General features: G+C 49.9%; 23 protein-coding genes. 15 read left to right on the forward strand and 8 right to left on the reverse strand.

Annotation, left to right across the window (positions count from 1 at the left end; all coding sequences use genetic code 11):
• Positions 1-48: 48 nt before the first annotated feature.
• From mecA to pepF, 3 genes are all read left to right on the forward strand, one after another.
• Complete coding sequence (mecA, locus tag ERX40_RS01130; RefSeq protein WP_133416660.1) at positions 49-723, forward strand: adaptor protein MecA; 675 nt, start codon at positions 49-51, stop codon at positions 721-723.
• Positions 724-796: 73 nt separating this feature from the next.
• Entirely contained in the window at positions 797-1,762 is a 966-nt protein-coding gene (locus ERX40_RS01135) for a competence protein CoiA (protein WP_165980610.1), read from the forward strand.
• A gap of 51 nt (positions 1,763-1,813) precedes the next feature.
• Positions 1,814-3,628 (forward strand): oligoendopeptidase F, encoded by a 1,815-nt coding sequence (gene pepF / locus ERX40_RS01140; protein ID WP_133416662.1) that lies wholly within the window; start codon positions 1,814-1,816, stop codon positions 3,626-3,628.
• Between the two features lie 234 nt (positions 3,629-3,862).
• On the opposite strand, the gene ERX40_RS01145 is transcribed toward pepF, so the two are convergent.
• The 3 genes from ERX40_RS01145 to ERX40_RS01155 are packed head-to-tail and all read right to left on the reverse strand — an operon-like array spanning position 3,863 to position 5,656.
• Positions 3,863-4,642: a DsbA family protein gene (locus ERX40_RS01145; protein ID WP_133416663.1), complete on the reverse strand. Its 780-nt coding sequence runs from the start codon at positions 4,640-4,642 to the stop codon at positions 3,863-3,865.
• Between the two features lie 14 nt (positions 4,643-4,656).
• Positions 4,657-5,025, reverse strand: a complete 369-nt coding sequence (locus tag ERX40_RS01150) for a globin domain-containing protein (protein WP_133416664.1) — start codon at positions 5,023-5,025, stop codon at positions 4,657-4,659.
• Positions 5,026-5,068: 43 nt separating this feature from the next.
• The gene (locus tag ERX40_RS01155; RefSeq protein WP_165980611.1) at positions 5,069-5,656 is read right to left on the reverse strand and encodes a CYTH domain-containing protein; all 588 of its coding nucleotides are present in this window, start codon (positions 5,654-5,656) and stop codon (positions 5,069-5,071) included.
• A gap of 120 nt (positions 5,657-5,776) precedes the next feature.
• Between ERX40_RS01155 and ERX40_RS01160 the strand changes: the two genes are divergently transcribed.
• The 6 genes from ERX40_RS01160 (at position 5,777) to fabI (ending at position 11,236) form a co-directional block, all read left to right on the forward strand.
• Positions 5,777-6,121, forward strand: a complete 345-nt coding sequence (locus ERX40_RS01160; RefSeq protein WP_133416666.1) for a UPF0738 family protein — start codon at positions 5,777-5,779, stop codon at positions 6,119-6,121.
• A 14-nt stretch (positions 6,122-6,135) separates the two neighbouring features.
• Entirely contained in the window at positions 6,136-6,759 is a 624-nt protein-coding gene (gene yjbM, locus ERX40_RS01165) for a GTP diphosphokinase (RefSeq protein ID WP_133416667.1), read from the forward strand.
• A gap of 11 nt (positions 6,760-6,770) precedes the next feature.
• Positions 6,771-7,568 (forward strand): NAD kinase, encoded by a 798-nt coding sequence (locus tag ERX40_RS01170; RefSeq protein ID WP_133416668.1) that lies wholly within the window; start codon positions 6,771-6,773, stop codon positions 7,566-7,568.
• Positions 7,569-7,573: 5 nt separating this feature from the next.
• Entirely contained in the window at positions 7,574-8,419 is an 846-nt protein-coding gene (locus ERX40_RS01175) for an RluA family pseudouridine synthase (RefSeq protein ID WP_133416669.1), read from the forward strand.
• Between the two features lie 36 nt (positions 8,420-8,455).
• A complete protein-coding gene (locus tag ERX40_RS01180; protein WP_133416670.1) occupies positions 8,456-10,291 on the forward strand; it encodes a monovalent cation:proton antiporter family protein in 1,836 nt (611 codons plus the stop codon).
• A 174-nt stretch (positions 10,292-10,465) separates the two neighbouring features.
• Positions 10,466-11,236 (forward strand): enoyl-ACP reductase FabI, encoded by a 771-nt coding sequence (gene fabI, locus ERX40_RS01185; RefSeq protein ID WP_133416671.1) that lies wholly within the window; start codon positions 10,466-10,468, stop codon positions 11,234-11,236.
• A gap of 40 nt (positions 11,237-11,276) precedes the next feature.
• Here the strand turns inward: fabI and ERX40_RS01190 are convergent, their stop codons facing one another.
• A complete protein-coding gene (locus tag ERX40_RS01190; RefSeq protein ID WP_133416672.1) occupies positions 11,277-11,774 on the reverse strand; it encodes a 2'-5' RNA ligase family protein in 498 nt (165 codons plus the stop codon).
• A gap of 40 nt (positions 11,775-11,814) precedes the next feature.
• Positions 11,815-12,522 carry an alpha/beta hydrolase gene (locus ERX40_RS01195; protein ID WP_133416673.1) on the reverse strand — a complete coding sequence of 236 codons (708 nt, stop codon included), beginning with the start codon at positions 12,520-12,522 and terminating at the stop codon, positions 11,815-11,817.
• 115 nt (positions 12,523-12,637) lie between these two features.
• Between ERX40_RS01195 and ERX40_RS01200 the strand changes: the two genes are divergently transcribed.
• Positions 12,638-13,753, forward strand: coding sequence for an AI-2E family transporter (locus ERX40_RS01200; protein ID WP_133416674.1), 1,116 nt, complete (start codon positions 12,638-12,640; stop codon positions 13,751-13,753).
• 18 nt (positions 13,754-13,771) lie between these two features.
• Here ERX40_RS01200 and ltaA read toward each other — a convergent pair whose 3' ends face one another.
• Both ltaA and ERX40_RS01210 read right to left on the reverse strand, forming a co-directional pair.
• Positions 13,772-14,956, reverse strand: a complete 1,185-nt coding sequence (ltaA, locus tag ERX40_RS01205; protein ID WP_208001638.1) for a lipoteichoic acid biosynthesis MFS flippase LtaA — start codon at positions 14,954-14,956, stop codon at positions 13,772-13,774.
• Complete coding sequence (locus ERX40_RS01210) at positions 14,934-16,103, reverse strand: diglucosyl diacylglycerol synthase (RefSeq protein WP_133416675.1); 1,170 nt, start codon at positions 16,101-16,103, stop codon at positions 14,934-14,936. The genes ltaA and ERX40_RS01210 overlap by 23 nt, the downstream gene beginning before the upstream one ends.
• A gap of 202 nt (positions 16,104-16,305) precedes the next feature.
• Between ERX40_RS01210 and ERX40_RS01215 the strand changes: the two genes are divergently transcribed.
• Genes ERX40_RS01215 through ERX40_RS01235 form a run of 5 tightly spaced genes read left to right on the forward strand, consistent with a single transcriptional unit; the run spans position 16,306 to position 22,309 of the window.
• Positions 16,306-17,781 carry a UDP-N-acetylmuramoyl-L-alanyl-D-glutamate--L-lysine ligase gene (locus ERX40_RS01215; RefSeq protein WP_133416676.1) on the forward strand — a complete coding sequence of 492 codons (1,476 nt, stop codon included), beginning with the start codon at positions 16,306-16,308 and terminating at the stop codon, positions 17,779-17,781.
• Complete coding sequence (locus ERX40_RS01220) at positions 17,762-18,001, forward strand: YueH family protein (RefSeq protein ID WP_133416677.1); 240 nt, start codon at positions 17,762-17,764, stop codon at positions 17,999-18,001. The genes ERX40_RS01215 and ERX40_RS01220 overlap by 20 nt, the downstream gene beginning before the upstream one ends.
• 10 nt (positions 18,002-18,011) lie before the next feature.
• Complete coding sequence (locus tag ERX40_RS01225) at positions 18,012-19,574, forward strand: peptide chain release factor 3 (RefSeq protein WP_133416678.1); 1,563 nt, start codon at positions 18,012-18,014, stop codon at positions 19,572-19,574.
• 16 nt (positions 19,575-19,590) lie between these two features.
• The gene (locus ERX40_RS01230) at positions 19,591-20,952 is read left to right on the forward strand and encodes a S1C family serine protease (RefSeq protein WP_165980612.1); all 1,362 of its coding nucleotides are present in this window, start codon (positions 19,591-19,593) and stop codon (positions 20,950-20,952) included.
• 4 nt (positions 20,953-20,956) lie between these two features.
• A complete protein-coding gene (locus tag ERX40_RS01235) occupies positions 20,957-22,309 on the forward strand; it encodes a TrkH family potassium uptake protein (protein WP_243712884.1) in 1,353 nt (450 codons plus the stop codon).
• Here the strand turns inward: ERX40_RS01235 and ERX40_RS01240 are convergent.
• On the reverse strand, positions 22,269-23,762 hold the full coding sequence (locus ERX40_RS01240) for an ATP-binding protein (RefSeq protein WP_133416680.1): 1,494 nt from the start codon (positions 23,760-23,762) through the stop codon (positions 22,269-22,271). The genes ERX40_RS01235 and ERX40_RS01240 overlap by 41 nt on opposite strands.

The following is a 23,762-nucleotide window of genomic DNA, read 5'->3' on the forward strand; positions in this document are numbered from 1 at the left end:
TGGGTATAATACAATATATATACTACTCATCAGTAAGGAGGTTTCGGGATGAGAATAGAACGCGTTAATGATTCGACTATCAAATTTTATCTGACTTATCGCGATATTGAGGAGCGAGGTTTCAGGCAGGATGATCTCTGGATGAACCGGCGCAAAGGTGAAGAGTTCTTCTGGTCCATGATGGAGGAGATCAACGAGGAGGAAGAGTTCGTCGTTGAAGGCCCGCTCTGGATCCAAGTTCATGCTTTCGATAAAGGAATTGAGTTTGTCGTCACGAAATCGAAGTCTGATGACTTTATGCACCTGCCGGAAGAGGAGACGAGTGACCAGCTTGAATATCAGGTCAATGAATATCTGAATAAAGCGCTTGAACATGATCAGGGTGTCTCAGAACTGCTTGGCCGTGCGACTGAAGAGAATAAGCAGAAGACACGACATGATCTGATCGGGGCGTTCAGAGGCCTTGAAGAAGTCATCCAGTACAGCCATGCCCCTTCCATTGAGATTGATATGGAAGACCTGCTCTATATGCATGACGGTAAGTACTATTATTATGTTCATTTCGATGAACGTGCGCCTGAAGAGGAAATGGACAGCTTTGTCGCACAGCTCTTTGAGTATGCAGATCCGACAAAGATGAATCAGATGATGCTTGAGGAATACGGCAAAGTCGTGCTGAGCCATAATGTCCGCCGTCAGGTCAGAAAATATTTCGCACAGTAATTTACACAAACTATATAATCTTTAAAAAGTAAAACAGGCACTCTCTACGATTATTTAGTAGGGGGTGTTTTTCGTGCTGATTGCGGTTACTGAAGACGGTATCTATACACAGGCAGACCAGGCGGATACAAAGCGGTTCTATCGCTGTCCGGTCTGTCTGAAACCGGTCGTGCTGAAAAAGGGACGCTATAAAATCGCCCATTTCTCGCACCAGCGGATCATCGACTGTCATAAGTCGACTTATAAGACAGAGTCACCTGCTCACTTAAAGGGCAAGCATATGCTCTATGATTTAGCTCGGCCCTATAAGGTGGATATGGAATACTACCTGAGCGATATCGAGCAGATACCGGATATCCTCATCAACAGACGTCTTGCGCTGGAGCTGCAGCTGTCCGTCATACCGGTCGATGCGATCGAAAGGCGGAGTGCAGGCTACCGCAAGCTCGGCATCAAGGTCATCTGGATTGCAGATGAGCACGCGCTGAATAAGCAGACGGCCACGCTCAGGCTCACCGCGTTTCAGAAAGCCCTTGTACAGTCAGCACGTATGCAGCTCTATAGTTTTGACAGTGATCTTGAGAAGTTCTACTGCTATCAGCTGACGGATATTCAGTCTGATTTAAGTATAGGGTATGTCAGAACAGAAATTCATGCCATTCGGGACTTTCTGCAGGCGGGACGCATGTCTTCGTCGGCAGCTGTGATGACCGCAGGGCAGAAGTCAGCATATATCAGACAGTGTCTGCAGAAGAAGGATGTCCGTGAACCCACACTGAGCGCACTCTACCAGCTGCGGATTCATCACGGCGGGCTGCCGTCAGCAGTCGGAATCGTCGTGCCGCTGCAGTTCTTTGTCAGGACGCATCCAGTTGCGTGGCAGTGTCAGCTGCTGCTGGAGCTGAAGTCCGGGATATTTGAGATGGCGCGGTTCGCGGAAAAGCTGGAATTCTACGGCATGACTCAGACGAATAATGAACTGACAGCTGAACTGATTAAGCAGTACAGGGAAGCCTATAAGAGATTATGCGTGCAATAATAACTGAAAAATGAGAAAATTATCATAACATAATTTGATGGAGGTAATGGAATGGCAGAACTGATAACAAGAGCAGAACAGAAACTGGAGAACACATGGGATTTAACGACCATCTACAAGGATGACGCCGCTTTTGAGAAAGCGTTCAAAGAAGTGGAGGGTTACATCGGCCGCGAGGAGGAAGTGAAAGGGCATCTAGGTGACAGTGCGGATATCCTATACCAGGCGCTCACACTCGACAGCGAGATTGATGAGAAGCTAGGCAAGGTCTATACATATGCACATCTGAAACATGACCAGGATACATCTGACGCCAAGTATTCAGGAATGGAACAGCGCGCTGCCGCGCTTGCCGCTAAGCTGGCAAGTGCCTGGAGCTTCATGCTGCCGGAGCTGATGACGATTGACGAAGAGACAATCAACGGATTCATCACAGAGAAACCGGCGCTTGAGCGCTACAAGTTTGATCTAGCGCGCATCATGAAAAAGAAAAAACACGTATTATCTGATAAAGAAGAGAAAATCCTCGCTGAAGCAGGGGAAGCATTATCGACACCGAGCAATGTCTTCAGTATGTTTAACAATGCTGACCTGAAGTTCAATGATGTGGAGGACAAGGACGGCAGCAAGCACCCTTTATCACAAGGGACGTACAGCAAATATCTGGAGTCAGAGGACCGCGTCCTGCGCGAGAATGCCTTCAAGGAAGTCTACCGTGCATACGGCCAGTTCAATAACACATTGTCCCAGACGCTCGCCGGCAAGGTGAAATCAGCGCTCTTCTCAAGCAAAGTGCGTCACTATGATTCACCACGTCAGCAGGCACTGATGAATAATGACATCCCTGAGAGCGTCTATGATAATCTGATCAGCACCATCCATGACAACCTGCATCTGCTGCATCGTTATACTGCACTCCGTAAAGAATTGCTCGGCTTAGATGACATGAAGATGTACGATATGTATACACCACTTGTCCAGGACGAGAAGTTTGAGGTGACGTATGATGAGGCGAAGAAATGGATGCTTGACTCACTCAAGCCGATGGGCGAGGAATACACAGCAGTGATCGAGGAGGGGCTGAACAATCGCTGGGTGGATATTTATGAGAACCAGGGTAAGAGAAGCGGCGCATATTCCTCAGGCACTTACGGCACCAACCCGTTCATTCTGATGAACTGGACGGATACAGTCAACAATACATTCACGCTGACGCATGAATTCGGCCATTCAGCGCACAGCTACTTCTCAAGACAGCACCAGCCGTCCAATATGTCCGGCTACTCCATCTTCGTCGCAGAAGTGGCTTCAACGTGCAACGAGGCGTTACTTGCACATCATATGTATGAGAACCTGACGGATGAAAAGAAGAAACTCTACCTCCTCAACCATCAGCTTGAGGGCTTCAAGGGAACCGTCTTCAGACAGACGATGTTCGCCGAGTTCGAGCATCTGATCCATACGCTTTCGCAGAACAACGAACCGCTGACAGGTGAGCGCCTGAATCACGAGTACGCAGAACTGAACCGGAAATATTACGGTGATGCAGTTGAGACAGATGACAACATCGCAAAAGAGTGGAGCCGTATCCCGCACTTCTACTATAACTACTATGTCTACCAGTATGCGACAGGCTACAGTGCAGCAATGGCACTCAGCAATCAGATTCTGACAGAAGGGAAACCCGCTGTCGACCGTTATCTCAATCAGTTCCTGAAAGCGGGCAGCTCAGACTATCCGATCGAAGTTCTGAAGAAGGCGGGTGTTGACATGACGACGAGCGAACCTATAGAACAGGCCTGCAAAGTGTTTGAACAGCGCCTTGATGAGTTTGAAAAATTAATCAGAAAAATGTATAACAGATAAAAAAACGCTTTCAATATGACAAAATTGTGAAAAGAGATACAAATGATTGATAAGCTTAAAAATTCATGATATATTACGAATATGAAATTTATCACATACCAAACATACCCCTTTGTTTGAGTGAAAATTTCTCCCATCCCCTTTGTTTGAAACACCGTGTATACAGACACGGTGTTTTTTTGTGCAGTTTTTCAGCATAAAAAAGCAGCCGGCATCAGTCAGCTGCTTTTCCATCTATTTCTTCTTACGCCAGTACTTTGCGTCGTTATAGGTCACTTCTTCTATCTCACCCTTAAGCTTCAGTTTCTTCAGTTCGCGGTCCAGTATCTTTACCGGCCACTCGTAAATAATCTCAAGCTCACTCTCAGAGACCATCTCATGCTGCGTCAGATAATCAGCGAGCGTCGGCGGCAGTTCTTTCTCAATACCCATCTCTATCAGCTCATTGATAATATACGTATAGATGGCGTAAGGCTGTACACCTTCTACCTTTAAGCCGTCATCCTCGTAGTTCTCATTGAAGAAGACTAAGGTCGGTGACATATTCACTTCCATCTCCCGGGCGATATGCTGGTCAACTTTCAGTGAATTTGTCACATGGGTGCTGCGTATATCGTCAGTATAAGTGTCCAGGTCCAGGTTCGCTTTCTGTGCGGACTGCATCAGCAGATCACGCGTGATGATATCATTCTTTGTCATCGTCTCGTTCTGCAGGAAACGGAGGAACATGGCTGCCTTCTTACGCCCCTGCAGTTCCGCTGCCTTATAGGCGAGCGCGATATTATCATCCTCTGTCGTACTCTGTGCCTGACATTTCGTCAGAATGCGCAGCGTCGGCAGCAGGATATGCTTGATCTCAATATACGGATTATATTCAATCTGCAGTTTACGGAGAAGCGTCTTCAGTTCCCAGCTGTCCTTACAGAATGGATCGAAAAAGGAATAGATCTCGATCTTCTTCACAGGCTGCAGTGGTAGATTGGTCTGGTATTCGACGAGCTGTAACGGTTTCATGCTTTCACCTACACTTATTCTTCAGTATTCACCATATGTGTGGCGGTCATCTCAAGACGTTCCAATATGAATGATCTGAGTTCACTGTCCATGTCGAAATCATTGAGTGCACGGGTCATATCTTCAACCCAGGCATCACGTTCGAATGTCGTGATTTTAAAAGGAAGATGGCGCATTCTGAGCATAGGATGACCATGTTCTTCAGTAAAAAGAGCCGGGCCACCTAGAAACTGTGTCAGAAACTGCTTCTGTTTACGGGCAGTCTCCGTGAAATCACCTGGAAAGAGGTGATTGATTCTCGTATCAGCCTCTACATAATAGTAGAAGCGATCGATGACTGCATCAAGAGTAGCTTGTCCGATTGCTTCATAAGGTGTTGACATCTTCATCTGTCCTTTACATAAATATATCACTTATAGGAGAATATTAAAGTGATTTGCTTGTCAGCATGGCATGACGGGCATAGAAACGCTGTATTTTATTCAGCGGTTTCCTGGAGGTGATGCCCTGCTGATTCAGGAAGGACTCAAATATTTCGAGCCCATGGTCGTAATCAGAGACCTCGTATTCAAGCTCGTAATCTTCCGCATCGAGATAACGGCTGGCATCCAAGACAAGTAAGCCGCCTTTATAAGAGATCTCCCGGCGTTCCGTAGACAGAGCACCGACGATATATAAGGAGTCGACCGGAATACGGCGTTCCTCGAGCTGCTGTCTGATATTGTCAGGGATTTCCGCCGGATCGATCACTTCCTCATCCAGCAGGGCCGGATTGATGGTGCCATGGTATTCCATAGTGCCGACAGTCTGCGGGACTTTCAGCGTCATCATCAGGCTGTCACCTGTATCACGGATGCGCAGTGCTATTCTATGGCTCTGAATAGCATTGTTTTTTGTATCTATATAGAAGTTGGTCTGCGTGATGACCTCTGCTTCCTTGAAGTAAGTGCTGCGCAGACGGTCATACACCGCGTACTCAATTAAATTCTTGAATTCGATCTCTAATTCTTCCACTCTATCCCTCCTAGATATTTTTATTATGGCGGACAATTTAATTGAAGTAAAGTAAGAGCGGTACAGCTATATTCGAGTGTGCTTTTATGATAAAATATGTTTGTTAAAGGAGAGGTTAAAATGAATTTACATGTCAATGAAATCAAACTGGTGGATCAGCAGGTCCACGTCTTCACTGCGGAGGAACCGCTTGAGTTAACAGCAACAGGTCAGATGATCACGGATAGCGACCATTTCCAGTTCGTCTATCAGCTGGATGACGGCGAGCGGTATCAGCATCTGCGCTTTGTCGAGGAAACATGGCCGATGATGCATGACTACAAGGATAAGGAATGGTATCTGTACGGCACGATCAGACTGGATCGTTTCACAGAGGAGTTTGAGCTGCTGCTTGATAATATCAAGGACAATCATAACTACGGCAAAGAATTTACTGAAAAAGTAGAAGAGGTATTCGCTTTATAAAGGGGAGAGCCCATATGAACCAGTGGGATATATTTTTAGCACCATACAAACAGGCAATTGATGAACTGAAGATGAAGCTGAAAGGAATCCGGAAACAGTATCAGAGCGCCGGTATATCGTCGCCGATTGAATTTGTCACCGGTCGCGTCAAACCGATTCCGAGCATTATTGAGAAGGCGGGACAAAGGGGAATTCCGTTCGACAAGCTGTCAGAAGAGATGTACGATATCGCCGGACTGAGAGTGATGTGCCAGTTCGTGGATGACATCGATACGGTCGTGGCGCTGTTACGCAGCCGCAATGACTTTGAGGTGGTGGAGGAACGCGACTACATCAAGGAGACGAAGGAGAGCGGCTACCGTTCCTACCACGTCATCATCCGTTATCCGATTGAGACACTGGACGGCCAGAAGATGATTCTGGCTGAAATCCAGATCCGCACGCTTGCGATGAACTTCTGGGCGACGATAGAGCATACGCTGCGCTATAAGTATGACGGCGTCTATCCCCCGCAGATTCAGACGCGTCTGGAACGTGCGGCGGAAGCGGCCTTTCTGCTTGATCAGGAGATGTCCGAGATCAGAGAAGAGATCAAGGAAGCCCAGAAGTTCTATTCGGAGCAACGAAGTGAACGATAAGGAGAATCAGTATGAAGTTTGCGATATTATCAAAAGGTGATTCAAAGAGCGACGCGTTAAAACAGAAGATGATGAGCTATATGAAGGATTTCGAACTGATTCAGGACGAGCAGGAACCCGATATCGTCATCTCTGTCGGAGGTGACGGGACGCTCCTGCAGGCTTTTCATACTTATAGTCACCGCTTGGATGAAGTGAGTTTCGTCGGTGTGCATACCGGTCATCTCGGCTTCTATGCGGACTGGCTGCCGCATGAAGTGGAGAAGCTCGTGATTGCGATCAAGAATGAGCCGATTCTTCGCATCGAGTATCCGCTCATTGAAGTCATCGTGCGCTATGAGCAGGGCCGCGAAACACGTTTTCTCGCGCTGAACGAGGCGACGATCAAGACGCATAACGGTGCGACGCTCGTCGTCGATGTGGATATCCGCGGTCAGCACTTCGAGCGCTTCAGAGGGGACGGACTCTGTCTGTCGACACCGAGCGGGTCGACGGCCTATAACAAGGCACTCGGCGGAGCACTGATGCATCCATCGCTTGAAGCGATGCAGATGACAGAGATCGCGTCAATCAACAACCGTGTCTTCCGGACGGTCGGCAGTCCGCTCGTCCTGCCGAAGCACCATACCCTGCATGTGACACCGGTCAATAAGGGCAAGTTCCTGCTGACAGTCGATCATATCACAAGTGACCACCAGGGCATCAAGTCCGTGCAGTACCGGGTCGCGGATGAGAAAATACGTTTTGCCCGTTTCAGACCGTTCCCGTTCTGGAAACGCGTGCATGATTCCTTTATTGCGAGTGAGTGACGCCGATGAAACTGAACTATTATGCAACTGCAGCAATGACTTTAAAATCCTTTCTGCTGCAGAACAATATCTCGAAGAAAAGTCTGAGTGCCATCAAACAGAATGGCGCTCTTCTTGTTAACGGGACAGTCCGTACTGTCCGCGCTGAGCTTAGGCCGGGTGACGCGGTGACTGTGGTCCTGCCGCCTGAAACGCCGAGTGCGAGCCTGACGCCGTCAGCTGAGCCTCTGACTATCCTGTATGAGGACGCGGCGCTCTGCATCGTGAATAAGCCGGCCGGTGTATCGACGATGCCGTCACAGCTGCATCCGCATGACAGCCTGGTGGAACGTGTGCTGTATCATTTCATCAGACGCGAGGAGCGGGGCATCCCGCATATCGTGACCCGGCTCGACAGGCAGACGAGCGGGGTCGTCATCTTCGCGAAACATCAGCTGATCCATCACTGGATGACCGGGCGGATTGATAAGCGCTATCTCTGTGCAGTAGCCGGCAGATTACCGTCAAGCGGGACGATAGACCTGCCGATCAGACGGAAGGCAGCGTCCATCATTGAACGTGTGACGGCGCCGGACGGCAAGTCTGCGCTGACGAGCTATCTTGCGCTGCATAGAGGAGATTACTCTATTGCGCTCGTCAGATTACATACCGGCCGCACCCACCAGATCCGTGTCCATTTCAAGGCGATCGGTCATCCGCTCCTCGGCGATACGCTGTACGGTGAGGATACGCGTCTGCCGCGTCAGGCGCTCCATGCCTTTCAGGTGGCCTTCAGCCATCCCGTCACAGGTGAGGCGCTCGCCATCCAGGCACCGCTCCCGTATGATTTAAGTTTTGTGATTCCGATATGATATAATAAATTGATTTTTTAAAATAGGGGGTCCGTTATGGAGCATCATCATATGTTATCGCTGGTCATTATTGTGGTGACCGCACTCATTACACCGATACTGATCAACCGGCTGCACCTGAACTTCATGCCGGTCGTCGTCGCTGAAATTCTGATGGGTCTTCTGATCGGTAAGTCGGTGCTCAATCTTGTTGAGACGAACGAAGTGCTGCAGATATTATCGACGCTCGGCGTTATCTTTCTGATGTTCCTGAGCGGTGTTGAGATTGATTTCTCTGCCTTCAGATCCAGTAAGGATACGAGTAATAAGAACAAGAAGGAACCGAACCGGCTGTTGCTGACGTCCGGTATCTTCTTCGGGATCTTCCTGCTGTCAGTTCTTGCAGCCTATATCCTGAAATGGGTGGGACTCGTTGATGACACTTTGCTCATGGTCATCATCATCTCAACCATTTCACTCGGTGTCGTCGTACCGACATTAAAGGAAATGAACCTGCTGCGGACATCAATCGGTCAGATCATCCTGCTCGTCGCCGTTATCGCTGACCTCGTGACGATGCTGCTGCTGACTGTCTACGGTACACTGCATGCCAAAGGGGATTCGCCTATCTGGCTGATCGGTATCCTGATTGTCTTCACAGCTATCTTCTATTTCATGGGCGGCTACTTCAAGAAATCTGTCTTTATCCATAAGCTGATGGCAGGAACGACGCAGATCGGCATCCGTGCCGTCTTCGCGATGATCATCCTGCTCGTCGCGCTTGCGGAGGGAGTCGGCGCTGAGAATATCCTCGGTGCCTTCCTGGCTGGTGTAGTGGTCAGTCTCCTCGGGCCGGATAAAGATATGATCCATAAGCTTGACTCATTCGGTTACGGCTTCTTCATTCCGATCTTCTTCATTATGGTCGGTGTGGACCTGAACATCCGCGAACTGCTGAAGGATCCGTCAATTCTGCTGATGATTCCGGTGCTGTTCGTCCTGTTCTTCCTGACTAAAGTCATCCCGCTCAGCATCCTGCTCAAATGGTTTGACAAGAAGACGGTACTCGCGTCATCCTTCCTGCTGACGGCAACGCTGTCACTTGTCATCGTTGCGGCAAAGCTCGCCGAACAGCTGGGAGCTATCTCTAACACACTGTCAGGGACGCTGATCTTGAGCGCGATCATCACTTGCGTCATTGTACCGGTCTTCTTCAAGAAGCTGTTCCCGGTCGAACTGAGTGAAGAACGTATCATCAATATCGCATTTATCGGCAAGAACCAGTTATCCGTGCCGATTGCACAGACGTTCAAGACCGATCTGTACAATCCTACCGTCTACTATCTGGAGAACAACGCTTACAAACAGGAAATCACTGACCTCGATGTGATTGAGATTGAAGCCTATACGCCTGAAGTGCTGGAAGAAGTCGGCCTCTTCGATAACGATATCGTCGTCTGCTCAGCGAACGACACACATATCAACGTCAAGGTCGCACTGATGGCGAAGGCGCACGGCGTTGAACGTGTGATCTGCCGTCAGGCCAATGCCGGGGAAGACGAGGCACTGGCAGCAGCAGGTGTCGAGATCTTCAATGAATTCGACAGCACGAAGACACTGCTGAAGAGTATGATTGAGTCACCTAACATGCTCAGCCTGTTATCAAACGTCGAATCCTCACTGTACGAGATCGAGATGCTGAATACACGCTACCACGAGATGACGCTGCGCGAGTTTCCGTTCGGCGGCAATATCATTTTCGTCCGCATCCTGCGTAACAACAACTCCATCGTGCCGCATGGTGATACGGAGCTGCATTTCAAGGACCGTCTTATCGTGACCGGCAGCAGAGAATATGTGGATGAACTGAAACGTGAGCTGGAATTGTTTTAATAGGAACGCCTCTGATCATCAGAGGCGTTTTTTTGTGAGGTGCAGTGGGTGAAGTGTCGCGGTCTGACCCGGAAGTACGGCACTTTCAGATCATTAAACGTGCTTACCCTTGATTTTTGACCGCATAACCGATAGATTAGTAGTAGGTACTAATTTAAGAATGTGAGGGATAGTATGTTAAATTTACAGAATCAGCGTTATGTCATCATGGGTGTGGCCAACAAGCGCAGTATCGGCTACGGGGTGGCACAGGTGCTTGACGAAGCGGGTGCAGAGGTCATTTTCACTTACCGTAAGGAGCGTTCAAAGGATGCTCTGATGAAGCTGCTGCCGGACTTAAAGAACAACAGCGAGGCGCAGGTCATCCAGTGTGACGTTGAAGATGATGACGCGGTTATCAAGGCGTTTGAGGAGATAGGTAAGACAGGTAAGATCAACGGTCTGTATCATTCCATCGCTTTTGCGGATACAGAGGACTTAAGAGGCCGCTTCTCAGAGACGTCACGTGAGGGCTTCCTGCTCGCGCATAACATCAGCTCATACTCACTGACGATTGCAGCGCGTGAGGCGAGCAAGATCATGGCTGAGAACGGGAGCATCGTGACGACGACTTACCTGGGTGGTGAGATTGCGATGCAGAACTATAATGTGATGGGTGTCGCGAAAGCTTCCCTTGAATCAAACGTCCGCTATCTGGCACAGGATCTCGGGGCTGACGGCATCCGTGTCAATGCCATCTCAGCGGGACCGATCCGTACACTGAGTGCGAAAGGTGTCGGTGGGCTGAACACGATTCTGCACGAAGTTGAAGAACGTTCCCCGCTGAAACGTAATGTGGATATCGTCGATGTCGGCAAGACAGCGGCATACTTACTGAGCGACTTATCAAGCGGTGTCACGGGTGAGAATATTCACGTGGATTCCGGCTATCATATCGTCCGCTAAATAGACAGAGGACAGACCTCGTATACGAGATCTGTCCTTTTTAGTTGCTTAATTTAAATGTCTCGTAGACATTCCAGTTGCCATTGTCGAGCTGGTAGCAGAGGCTGATCTTATCGATCGTCTCACTGTAGTTGACGCCCGTCATCTGCAGCTGGCCGTAGATATCCTCGAACTCCTGACTCGACAGGTCCTGTGCGATCGTGAAGTGGGGGACGAATGGATGTACATTCTCACCGAATGCCTCGGTCAGTGCTGCATTCAGCTGAGTGAGTGCATCATTCTTCTCAACCTTGAAATAGATGACATTCTTCGCAGGGGCGAAGCTTGAGACTTTAGTGATCTGGATATCGAATGGCCCGACATTTTCAATCACATTTTCAATCTTTTCGGCCGCTTCTTTGATGTCCTGTCCTTCAAATGTTTCTTTCAACGTTAGATGGGGTGCGATGACCGTATAATGTGAGTCATAGCGTTTACGATATGAATTGATTTTCTCCTGCAGTTCTAAAGTAGGGAAGATAACGATACCTAGTTTCATATGAATGCCTCCTATTCTGTAATAAAACCATTATAACAAATTACTCCCTTAAAAAATACTTCAGAGCGGAAGCGATTTCAGGTTTCCATGCCTTCCATGTATGACCGCCGTCAAGCTCCCTGTATTCAGAGTCGATACCATGTGATTCGAGTGCTTTCCTGAGCTGACGGTTCGGTGACAGAAAGTCAGCCGTCTCGCCGTTCATCAGCTTGAAGGAGATCTCCTCCTTGCCGACCAGCTGATACAGCCGGACAGGGTGCTGCAGGACTGCCAGCGCCTCGAATATCGCCGCTGTCACCATCGGACTGAAGAGCGCTGCCTGACTGAAACGACTGTCACGGAGCGCGATTGATAGCGATATGCTGGCAGCCAGACTGTCACCCATCAGCAATCGTTCGTCTGACACTGCAAAATGGTCACGCAGCCAGTCCTCCAGTTCTACCGTCACAAACTGCTTCATGCTATCTGCAGCGGGACTGTCAGGGTGATACTCCTTTGTCCGGGTCACGATATCCGGATAATGCACGAATATAATGAGCGCGGGTCTGATGTCACCTGTGCTGTAGAGCCGTTCGTACTGACGATGCAGCTGGCCGAGCTGACTGAAATCCTGACCGTCAAACGCGATGATCACCGCATGGTCATTCAGCGCTGAGTAAGCGTCCGGCAGATAGACGCCGAGCCTGACGGTGCGCTCCAGCTTGATACTCTTCAGTTCATACGGTGTAACGAGTCCTCGTTTAAACATCTCATCCCTCTTTTCAAGTCTGTCTATTCTTCTTCAATTTTAGCATATTTCATTTTAAGTCATCATTTTTAGGGTAATAGAGTATAATGAAAATATCATGAATAAGGAGGTCTCTATGTTTAATAAGGTCTGGTTCAGAGTAGCTGTAGTGATGCTGCTCGTCTTTTTAGTAATTAAATACTTTCTTGAAATCAATCACATCTTCTATCCGCTGATTGTCATCTTTAAATCTGTTGCCCTGCCCCTCGTGCTGGGTGGTTTCCTTTATTACATCACGGTACCGTTCCAGAACTACCTCGAACGGAAGAAGAATTTGCCGAGATGGAAGAGTCTGCTCATCATCGTGATGCTGATGGTGATACTGGTGGCCGCTTTTGTGATGGCCCTCGGACCGTTGCTGGCCGGGCAGATCAACAGCTTCATCAAGAACTTCCCGTCGATCCAGAAGGAGTTCCAGTCATATGTCAGCTACGCGCTTGATCAGCGTGACAAAATGCCGGATGATGTCAAGGAAAGAATCAACAATGCGATCTCTCAGTTCAATTCAATGATCGGTCAGGTCATGAAAAACAGCATTCAGTACATCACCACTTTTATTTCGACCCTCTTTCTGCTGATTCTCGTACCGTTCTTCCTGATCTATATGCTGAAGGATCACGATAGATTTGTGCCGTTCGTCGCGACAAAATTCACAGGCCGACGCAAGAAGTTTGTCGCGGACCTGTTATCTGATATCGACAGCACATTAAAGAACTATATCCAGGGTCAGGTGACCGTCAGTATCATTCTCGGTACTCTGCTGCTTATCGGCTATCTGGTCATCGGCCTTGACTATGCGCTTGTCCTTGCATTATGGGGGATGGTGACCAACCTGATTCCGTTCCTCGGCCCCTATCTTGCCATTATACCGGCTCTGATCATCGCGCTGCTGCAGGATCCGCTTATGGTCGTGTACGTGATTGTCATTATGACGATTGCTCAGCAGCTTGAAGGCAATGTCATCACACCGAACATCATGGGTAAATCACTTAATATTCACCCGCTGACTATCATCACGGTCATTCTCGCAGCAGGTAATTTTGGAGGTTTCGTCGCGATTCTCGTCGCCGTGCCGACCTATGCCGTCCTGAAGACAATCGTGACGAATGTCTATCATCACCGTCAGAGCATCGCCCAGCAGGCTAACAAGACAGTGAGAGAGCCACAGAAAAAAGAGCGGCCGTTATCATAACGGCTGCTCTTTTCTGGTCTAGACACTACGATTATTTTTGATGAAGTAGCCGCTGTAGAAGAGGGCGAGCAGCGTGAAGATCAGAGCGGACAAGTAGAGTGTCATATTGACGTCACGCGCCATCTCAGCGACAAAGCCGCCGATAACAGGGCCGAACATGGTCCCGATGCCCTGTAGACTGTTGAAGACGCCCCATGATTCTTCCTTCTTATCCTCATGTACATTCTCAGCGACAAATGTATTCCAGCCGGGCAGCAGCATACCGTAGAATAAGCCGATGATCAGACCGATGACGAGCGCCACCAGGAAGATATGGATCTTGCTTAAGATGAAGATGCTGAGCCCGAAGATGAGAAAGCCTGAGATGATGACGATATGGCTGACGAAGCGTGGCATATCATCCATGAACTTGGAGATAAAGAGCATGGCAAGCGTACAGCCGGCTCCTCCTGCCATCAGCAGATATGTATACTCAAGGGTCGTCACTTCAAGGTGATGGACAGCATAGCTTGGCAGAATCGGTACCAGCATGCCGATAGCGATGCCCTGGAAAAGAATCCCCGGGAACAGGACAAGATGCGCGGTCATCACCTGCTTGATCAGACTGAACTGTGACTTCAGTGATTTCTTCTCGATGAAGGAAACCTCTGTCCTGACGAAGAAATAGAGCAGCCATGCGATCACTGCGACCAGCGCCATCAGAAATGTATAACGCGTCGGGTGGACTTTGAATATCACGTTCATACTGATCATGCCGGCAAGCATACCGACGAGCCAGGCGAAGTAGACGTACCCCATCTGTTTCGCTCGTCGCTCTTCGTTCACCGAACTCAGCATCACGACCCAGATCGGACAGACGGCTACACCGAGAATAATGGCTGCGAGCACGTAGACGACTGCCGAGTGGCTGACGACGATCAGACTGAGCGCGACGACAGCGAGCAGGAAGCAGATATTCAGCACCTTCTTCGTGCCGAAACGTCGCAGCAGAAAGCCTGTCGAGAAGTTCATCAGTGCGTCACTGATGAAGTGCAGCGAGATACAGAGTGACGTGATACCGACCGATATGCCGACTGCCGTGGTCGGCAGGATAGGCAGATAACTCAAGATGAACATCCCTCTGGCGAATTCCATCAGAAACAGGATCACCAGCATCAATGAGAAATCTGTTCCTCTCAGTTTACCGGGCAAAGATTCTCGCATAAAGAGAGGCTTTTGATGAGAGCTGCTGGGTGATGAGGGATGTATTCAGTATAGCGACCAGGTCCTGACAGATGACTTCAGCAGAGCGGGCGCGATAGTCCTGCTCCATATAGGCCTTCATCTGCGCGAGTTCTCCGTCGTCCGTCAGCAGGGTGATCAATGTGTGCAGTGTTTCATCTATGGTATGCGTGATACGTGCATAACCCATACGGCTGAAGTAGAGGGCATTCTCACCTTCCTGACCCGGTGCCGGGTTGAAGAAGACGAGGGGAATAGCCTGACTTAAGCTTTCTGATATCGTGATGCCGCCGGGTTTTGTGAGCATCAGGTCGCAGGCATTCATCCATTCATCCATGTCATGCGTATAGCCGATAATCCTGATGTTCTCATGGTCGCTGAAGATGCTCAGTTCCTTCAGCAGTTTGCGGCTGCTGCCGCAGACGACGACGAACTGGATATCAGCCCGTCTGTTCATATCGGCAAGCATATCGCTGAAACCTTCGACGACACCGAAGGCACCGGCCACCATCAGGAGGGTACGCTTGCTGGGGTCAAGACCGTTCTGTTCAAGCCAAGCCGTCCGGTCGCGGCGAACTTCGAACTTCGGATGGACCGGAATGCCGGTCACCTGAATATCTTCAGTCCGGATACCGATCTCTGTCAGCTGCTGCTTCGTATGGTCTGCAGCAACGTAGTAGCGCTGTGAACCCGGTGTGATCCAGTTCTTGTGCATATTATAGTCCGTCATGACCGTTGCAATCGGAATCTTCAGCTGGAGCTGCTGAGTCAGAAGCGAGACGACAGGTGTCGGGAATGTCAGTAGAATCAGGTCAGGCTTTTCGTTATGGAGAATATTGACCAGGCGATTCAGACCATAATATTTATAGAAGCATTTATCGATTTCATCAGGATTGGAATAGTAGAACGTTTTATACATTGAGCGGAAATATTTATAGCTGTTGATGTACCATTTTTTCAGGGCCGATGTCAAAAGAGGATGCGCTTCAAGAAACAGATCGTGCTGGATAAGGGTCAGGTTAGTCAGATTCATCTGGTTGAACTGATTGACAATGCTGTTCGTAACTGATAGATGTCCGTTACCGAAAGAACCCGTGATAATTAGGATTTTTTTATTCTTTATCAACATAAACACGCTCCAGAAGTATAATTGTACTTAGTTAGTTTATCTCATTATAATGACTTTCAGCAAAGAATTCGAGAAAATTACAAAAAAATTACAATTATAGGGGTCAATCTTAATATTTGAACATGAGTCGGACGGTTATTTTTTTCAGCTCATCACCATGAAAAAGTGTATAATAGAGAATTGAATTAAAGGAGGTTTTCCTGTGAAAGTTGATGAACTGCTTAAACTGATAAAAATCAAAAAAATAAAAGGGCATCTGCCGGCGGAAGTGACGGATATCACGACCGATTCACGCACGGCAGGGCCCGGTAGTGTATTCGTCGCATCAAAAGGCTATACGGTCGACAGCCACCGCTTTATCCCGAATGTGAGGGAGCAGGGCTGCAGGCTTGTCGTCACTGAGCATCCGGTGGACACAGATATTGCACAGATCATCGTGCCGGACACGCTCAGAGTCGCGAGTCTCTTCGCGCATGCGCTCTTCGATTATCCGGCGACCAGGCTGACGACGTTCGGTGTCACCGGCACGAACGGCAAGACAAGTGTCGCGACAATGATCCATCATCTTCACCGCGCGCAGAATATCCATAGTGCCTATCTCGGTACGAACGGTCTGCAGCTGGACGAGGACGTGACAAAAGGCACGAACTCGACACCTGAGACAGTGACCCTGACGAAAAGCATCGTGCGTGCGCTTGACCACGGCGCAGCAGCGATGAGCTTTGAGGTCTCAAGTCATGGGCTGGTGCTCGGCCGGCTGAACGGCGTTGACTTTGACGTGGCCGTCTTCACCAACCTGACGCAGGATCACCTCGATTTCCATGGCACGATGCAGGATTACGGCTATGCGAAATCACTGCTCTTCAGTCAGCTCGGCAATCATCCGTCCTATGCCGTCCTGAATAATGATGATGCGTTCAGTGAGACGCTGAGAACTGTGACGTCACGCGAGATCATCACGTACGGCATCGACAGCGAGTCAGACTTCAGGGCGACGGCGATCGAAGAGACGATTCACGGCACAACGTTCACGCTCGGGTCACCGGCAGGCGACTTCGAGGTCAGGAGTCCGTACCTCGGCCGCTTCAATATCTATAATCTGATGGCGGCGATCGCAGCGCTCTTTGCGGCCGGCCATGACATCGACAAAATCGTTCAGGCTGTCCCTGATATGCCGCCTGTAGAAGGCCGGCTTGAAGTGCTTGACCGCAGCCTGCCGATCGATCTGATCATTGATTATGCCCATACGCCTGACGGGATGAACAAGCTGATCGATGCTATAAAACCATTTGTGAGGGGCAGACTCATTTTCCTGGTCGGTATGGCCGGCGAACGGGACCTCACGAAGACCGCTGAAATGGGCACAATCGCGTGCCGCGCAGATTACGTCATCTTCACACCGGACAATCCGGCGAACGATGATCCGAAGAAACTGACGGATGCGCTGGAGGAGGGGGCGACCCATCAGAACTTCCGCTCATTCACAGACCGCAAGGCAGGGATCATCCATGCGATTGACGTCGCCGAACCAGGCGATATGGTCGTTCTCGCGTCTAAAGGACGAGAGCCCTATCAGATCATGCCGGGCTACGTCAAAGTCCCCCACCGCGATGATCTGATCGGGCTGACAGCGGCTTACGAAAAATTTGGAGGTCACAATGAAAATCAGACAGAGTAACGGTGACACACTGACATGCAAAGTCTATATCCATGAAAACAAGAAAGAGGAGAACTTCATCGTCAGCATCCCTGACATCTTCTTCTCCATTCAGTTTGATTATGAGCTGTACGGTGAGGCGCTCACAGAACACCTTTATTTACATTTATTCAATATGCTGGACGACAAGGAAGCAAATGAACTGGCGATGCGAATCGCGCAGTGGACAAGCGAAGTTTAAGGAGAACATTATGACATTAAAACAGGAAGTAGAAACGAGAAAGACCTTTGCCATCATCTCTCACCCCGATGCCGGTAAAACGACACTGACGGAGAAGTTATTGTTATTCGGTGGTGCCATCCGCGAGGCGGGGACTGTCAAGGGTAAGAAAACAGGTAAGTTCGCGACAAGTGACTGGATGGACGTCGAGAAGGAACGGGGTATCTCGGTGACGAGTTCCGTCATGCAGTTCGATTACGACCACTACAAGATCAATATCCTCGATACACCGGGGCACGAGGACTTCTCAGAGGATACATACAGAACACTGATGGCTGTTGACAGCGCTGTCATGGTCATCGATGCCGCTAAAGGGATAGAGCCGCAGACACTGAAGCTCTTCAAGGTCTGTAAGATGCGCGGTATTCCGATCTTCACCTTCATCAACAAACTGGACCGTGTCGGCAAGGAGCCGTATGACCTGCTGGAGGAGATTGAGAAGACCCTCGAGATCGAGACCTATCCGATGAACTGGCCGATCGGGATGGGGCAGTCATTCTTCGGTATCATCGACCGTAAGCATAAGACAATCGAACCCTTCCGTGACGAGGAGAACGTACTGCATCTGAATGAGGACTTCGAACTGACAGAAGCACATCCGATCCAGAACGATGTGGCATTCGAGACGGCGATCGAGGAACTGATGCTGGTGGACGGTGCCGGTGAAGAGTTCGATGAGGAGAAACTGCTGACAGGCGACCTGACACCGGTCTTCTTCGGATCTGCGCTCGCAAACTTCGGTGTCCAGAACTTCCTGAACGCCTACGTTGATTTCGCACCGATGCCATCCGGCCGCACCACAGCTGAAGGTGACGTCGTCAGTCCGTTCGAGGAGCAGTTCTCAGGCTTTATCTTCAAGATTCAGGCCAATATGAATCCCGCTCACCGCGATAGAATCGCCTTTATGCGGATTGTTTCAGGGGCGTTCGAACGGGGCATGGATGTCACACTGACGCGTACCGGCAAGAAGCTGAAGATCTCCCGCTCAACAACATTTATGGCGGACGACACCCAGACCGTCAATCATGCAGTCAGCGGTGACATCATCGGCCTGTATGACTCAGGCAACTATCAGATCGGCGACACATTGGTCGGTGCGAATCAGAAGTTCCATTTCGAGAAGCTGCCGCAGTTCACGCCGGAGATCTTCATGAAGGTCAGCGCGAAGAACGTCATGAAACAGAAGCACTTCCACAAAGGGATTGAGCAGCTTGTGCAGGAAGGCGCGATTCAGCTCTATAAGACGCTCTATACGAACCAGATCATACTGGGTGCTGTCGGACAGCTGCAGTTCGAAGTGTTCGAGCACCGTATGAAGAACGAGTACAACGTCGACGTCATCATGGAGCCGGTCGGCCGCAAGATCGCCCGCTGGATCGAGAACGAGGGGGCCATCACGGATGCGATGAACTCAAGCCGTTCGATTCTGGTGGATGACCGCTATGACAACAAGGTCTTCCTGTTCGAGAATGAATTTGCGACGCGCTGGTTCCAGGACAAATTCCCTGAGATCAAGCTCTATAGTCTGCTGTAGATTTAGGGGGATGACATTGGGGAAAATCACGATACACAGAAAGTATTACAACAGACCGAGACGTCGCTTCAGACATCACGAGGAAGAAGCGGCTGAAGCGCATACCGTAACAGAATCTGCTCAGACAGAAGGCGAATCGCTGTCAGTAGCGGCGGCACCTGTCATGATTCAGGAACCGGTCACTGCAGAACCAATCGGCAGGGATATGCCGGTCGCGGAGAAGATAGAAGAGACGGCACCTGAGGAGGCGGCACCGAAGCCGCCTGACAGCCGACCCGCTGACAAGCGTTCACGCTTCAGCTGGCTGTTGCTCATTCCGGCCTTTCTGCTCGGTATAGCGGTCATGCTGCTCTGGAACTTATTTCAGACTGCACCGGAACCGAAGCCAGCAGTCATCGACCCGTTGACACCGACGGAGAGAGCGATTCAGAAGACGCACAGAAATGTCGTCAGCGTCGTCAATATGCAGAAGGCAAACAATCTGCTCAATGAAAGCGAGGTACCGGCAGAGGTCGGTATCGGCAGCGGCGTCATCTATAAGCTGACAGAGAAGGAGGCCTATATCGTCACGAACTATCACGTCATCAAGGATGCGACGCGCATTCAGGTGACACTGCCGGATAACCGGAAAGTGACAGCGAAAAGGGTCGGCAGTGACAAGTGGACGGATCTCGCGGTCATCAAAGTCCCTAAAGGGAACATCAGCAGTAAGATTGAGTTTGCAGACAGCGATGACATCATCGTCGGTCAGACAGCGATTGCGATCGGCAGTCCGCTCAGTCAGACATTTGCCGGCAGCGTGTCACAGGGGATCATCTCAGGACTTAACCGTGCTGTACCAGTCGACCTGGACGGTGACGGACTGTACGACTGGGAGTCGAACGTCATTCAGACGGATGCGGCCATCAATCCCGGTAACTCCGGCGGTGCACTGGTCAATGACGACGGTAAACTGATGGGCATCAACGCCATGAAGATTTCGCTTGATAATGTGGAAGGCATCAGCTTTGCAGTCCCGGCCAATGATGTGAAGAAGCTATCAGCTATTCTGGAGACTGAGCACAGAATAGAGCGACCGGCGCTTGGTGTTCAGCTGCAGGATATGAATCATCTTCAGCTTGATGCTCTCAAGCAGCAGCTGGGGCTGCCTGATGATCTCACAGCAGGTGTCATGATCATGGCAGTAGAACCACGCTCTGCAGCTGAAGCGGGCGGACTCCAGCCGCAGGATATCATCACTCAGATTGAGGGTAAGAGGATTGACGGCCTGGTCCAGTTCCGTAAAGCCCTCTACTATGACCACAAAAAAGGCGACACAATGGACATGACTGTCTTCAGGCAGGGTCAAACGAAGCACATGAAAGTGAAGCTAAAATAAGGACGTGAATCCGTTGAAGAAAAGGTTAGGGCGATTAACGCCGCAGCAGTGGATCGTGCTCTATTATCTCATGGCGATGCTCATATCATTTCTGCTGCTGAGACTGCCGGGTGTCCATAGACCGGGCGTACATGTATCGTATATCGATTCACTGTTCCTTGCCGTATCAGGCATCAGTGTCACAGGTCTCACGCCGGTGACCATCATCGATACCTATTCGCTGTTCGGTCAGATCATCATCTTGATCATCCTGAATACCGGCGGACTGGGCGTGATGGCGATGGGCACGCTCGTCTGGGTCATCCTCGGCAAGCGGATAGGGATGCGGGAACGACAGCTGATCATGGTAGATAACAACCAGGAGCAGATGACAGGGGTGGTCAACCTGCTGAGGGAGATCGTCAAGGTGCTGTTCGCGATAGAACTCGTCGGTGCCCTGCTTCTGGCCTTCTATTTCTATAAGGATCTGCATGATGCGAAGGCTGCGCTCTATCAGGGGCTGTTTGCAAGTGTGGCGGCGACCACAAACGGCGGACTGGATATCACCGGTGAGTCGCTTAATCCCTATGCAGATGATTATTTCGTGCAGACGATTGTCATGCTCCAGATTGTACTCGGTGCGATCGGCTTTCCGGTTATCATTGAGGTGAAGAACTACATCATGAACAGAACACCTCACTTCAGGTTCAGTCTGTTCGCCAAACTGACGTTGTCCACCTATGCGCTCCTGCTCACGGTGGGGACGGTCATCATCTATCTGCTGGAAGCAGGAAATGCCTTCAAGGGACTGACCTGGCATAAGGGGTTCTTCTACGCGCTCTTTCAGTCGTCAACGACACGGAGTGCCGGACTGACGACGATAGACCTCAGCGCACTCACTGAGGCCACCCAGTTCTTCATGGGGGGACTGATGTTCATCGGTTCCTCTCCAAGTTCAGTGGGGGGCGGGATAAGAACGACGACTTTCGCCATCCTGATTCTCTTCCTCATCAACTTCAGCAACGGCCGGACGACGATTCAGGTCTTCAACAAGGAGATACATCCCGTCGATCTGAACCGGGCATTCGCTGTGATGATGCTCGCCATCACCATCTGTTTTATCGGTCTCGCCATCATTCTCGGCTTCGAGAACGGCAAGCATCAGTTTCTTGAGATTTACTTCGAGGTCATGAGTGCATTCGGCACATGCGGGCTCTCACTCGGCATCACCCCGGAACTGACAGCGCCCTCTAAGCTGGTCATCATGGCGATGATGTTTATCGGGCGTGTCGGTCTTATCTCATTTGTCATTATGCTGGGGGGTAAGGCGGAACCGGTCAACTATCATTATCCGAAAGAACGGGTGATGATTGGCTGACCGGCAGTCTGATGATGAATGTCGTGCCGACATCGACTGTGCTCAGCACTTCAATCGAACCGCCGGCCAGTTCAATCATATTGCGGGTCACTGGCAGGCCAAGCCCTGTGCCTGTCTCTTTTGTGGTATAGAAAGGTTCGAACAGACGCTTCAGCTCTTTTTCCTCGATGCCTGTGCCATTATCACGTAGCGTGATGACAATATCGTCATGCAGCTGCACCTTGATATCGATAATGCCTCTCCGGCCTTCCGGTATCGCTTCCTTGGCATTCTGCAGCAGATTGATCAGGACCTGCTTCAGCTGATCATGGGACATCGGTGTATACAGTTCAGCATGCTGAAACCTGCTGTACAGGCGCATCTGATGGTGCTCAAAGTCATACATTATAAAATGGGTGGTATCCTTGATGACGGCGATCACATCACTCGGCTCATCGCTCAGTTCAGTCGGCTTGCCGAGCAGAAGAAACTGACCGACGATGTCAGAGATGCGGTCAATCTCACTCATAATGATGGCAAAATGCGGGTCCTGCCCGTTGCGGTCATATTTCAGCTCCAGCAGTTCGACAAATCCTCTGACAGATGTCAGGGGATTTTTGATTTCATGTGCGGTATTCGCTGCAAGCATGCCGATCAGCTCCTTCTTCTGCACATTGATCTCGTCAATCAGATGAAGTTTCTCCTTATGACGCTCATAGATGTTGAAGAAGAGCTGGATGGTCGCGACAATCAATGTGAAGAGCAGAAACAGAATGCCTGTCTTCTTGAAGGATTCCAGCAGGAAGTCACGGGTCGAGATAAGGGTGAGCTTCCAGTCCACATTCTGCAGAGGTGATGTTCTTGTCAATGTTGCATCCTGTGGCTGCGATGAGCTGAAGATATTATTGCTGTTCAGGTCTGAGAGTTCGACTTTGAGAGGGCCCTGTATCGCATCGATCGCAGACATCATCGTATTGATATCCATTTCAGCCACCAATGCGACCGTACGTCCCTTATAGCTGATGAGCTTTGAGATATAGATATCATCAATACCGTTCAGTTCCTCCGTATTGAAGTTGATGGAGACATTCTGCGGATTAAGGTTTTTCTTATAGAATGCATAGGGATGCTCAGAAGAACCGACAATGCGCCGGTTGGATGACAGGATGGCTGTCCCGGTCTGGTCGATGATATTGATGGCCTTGTAGCGCGCATCACGGGAGCGGATGCGGCTGAATGAGGTCAGAATTGCCCCGTCATCCGGCGCGACGTCTATAACAGTCGCGAGCGTCTCGACTGAACCGATTGCATCGTCAATGAATGATTCAATCTGCTGCTGATGCAGACTCATATTGCGGGTGATGTTCATCTCCTCTGTCTCCTTCTCATGGCTGTAGATCAGGAAGAAAGACAGCAGGGATAATGACAGCGTGATGACTAAATGGATGATGATAGATCGTTTCAACTGATTCAT

This window comes from Macrococcus carouselicus (genome assembly GCF_004359515.1).
Lineage (GTDB): Bacteria > Bacillota > Bacilli > Staphylococcales > Staphylococcaceae > Macrococcus > Macrococcus carouselicus.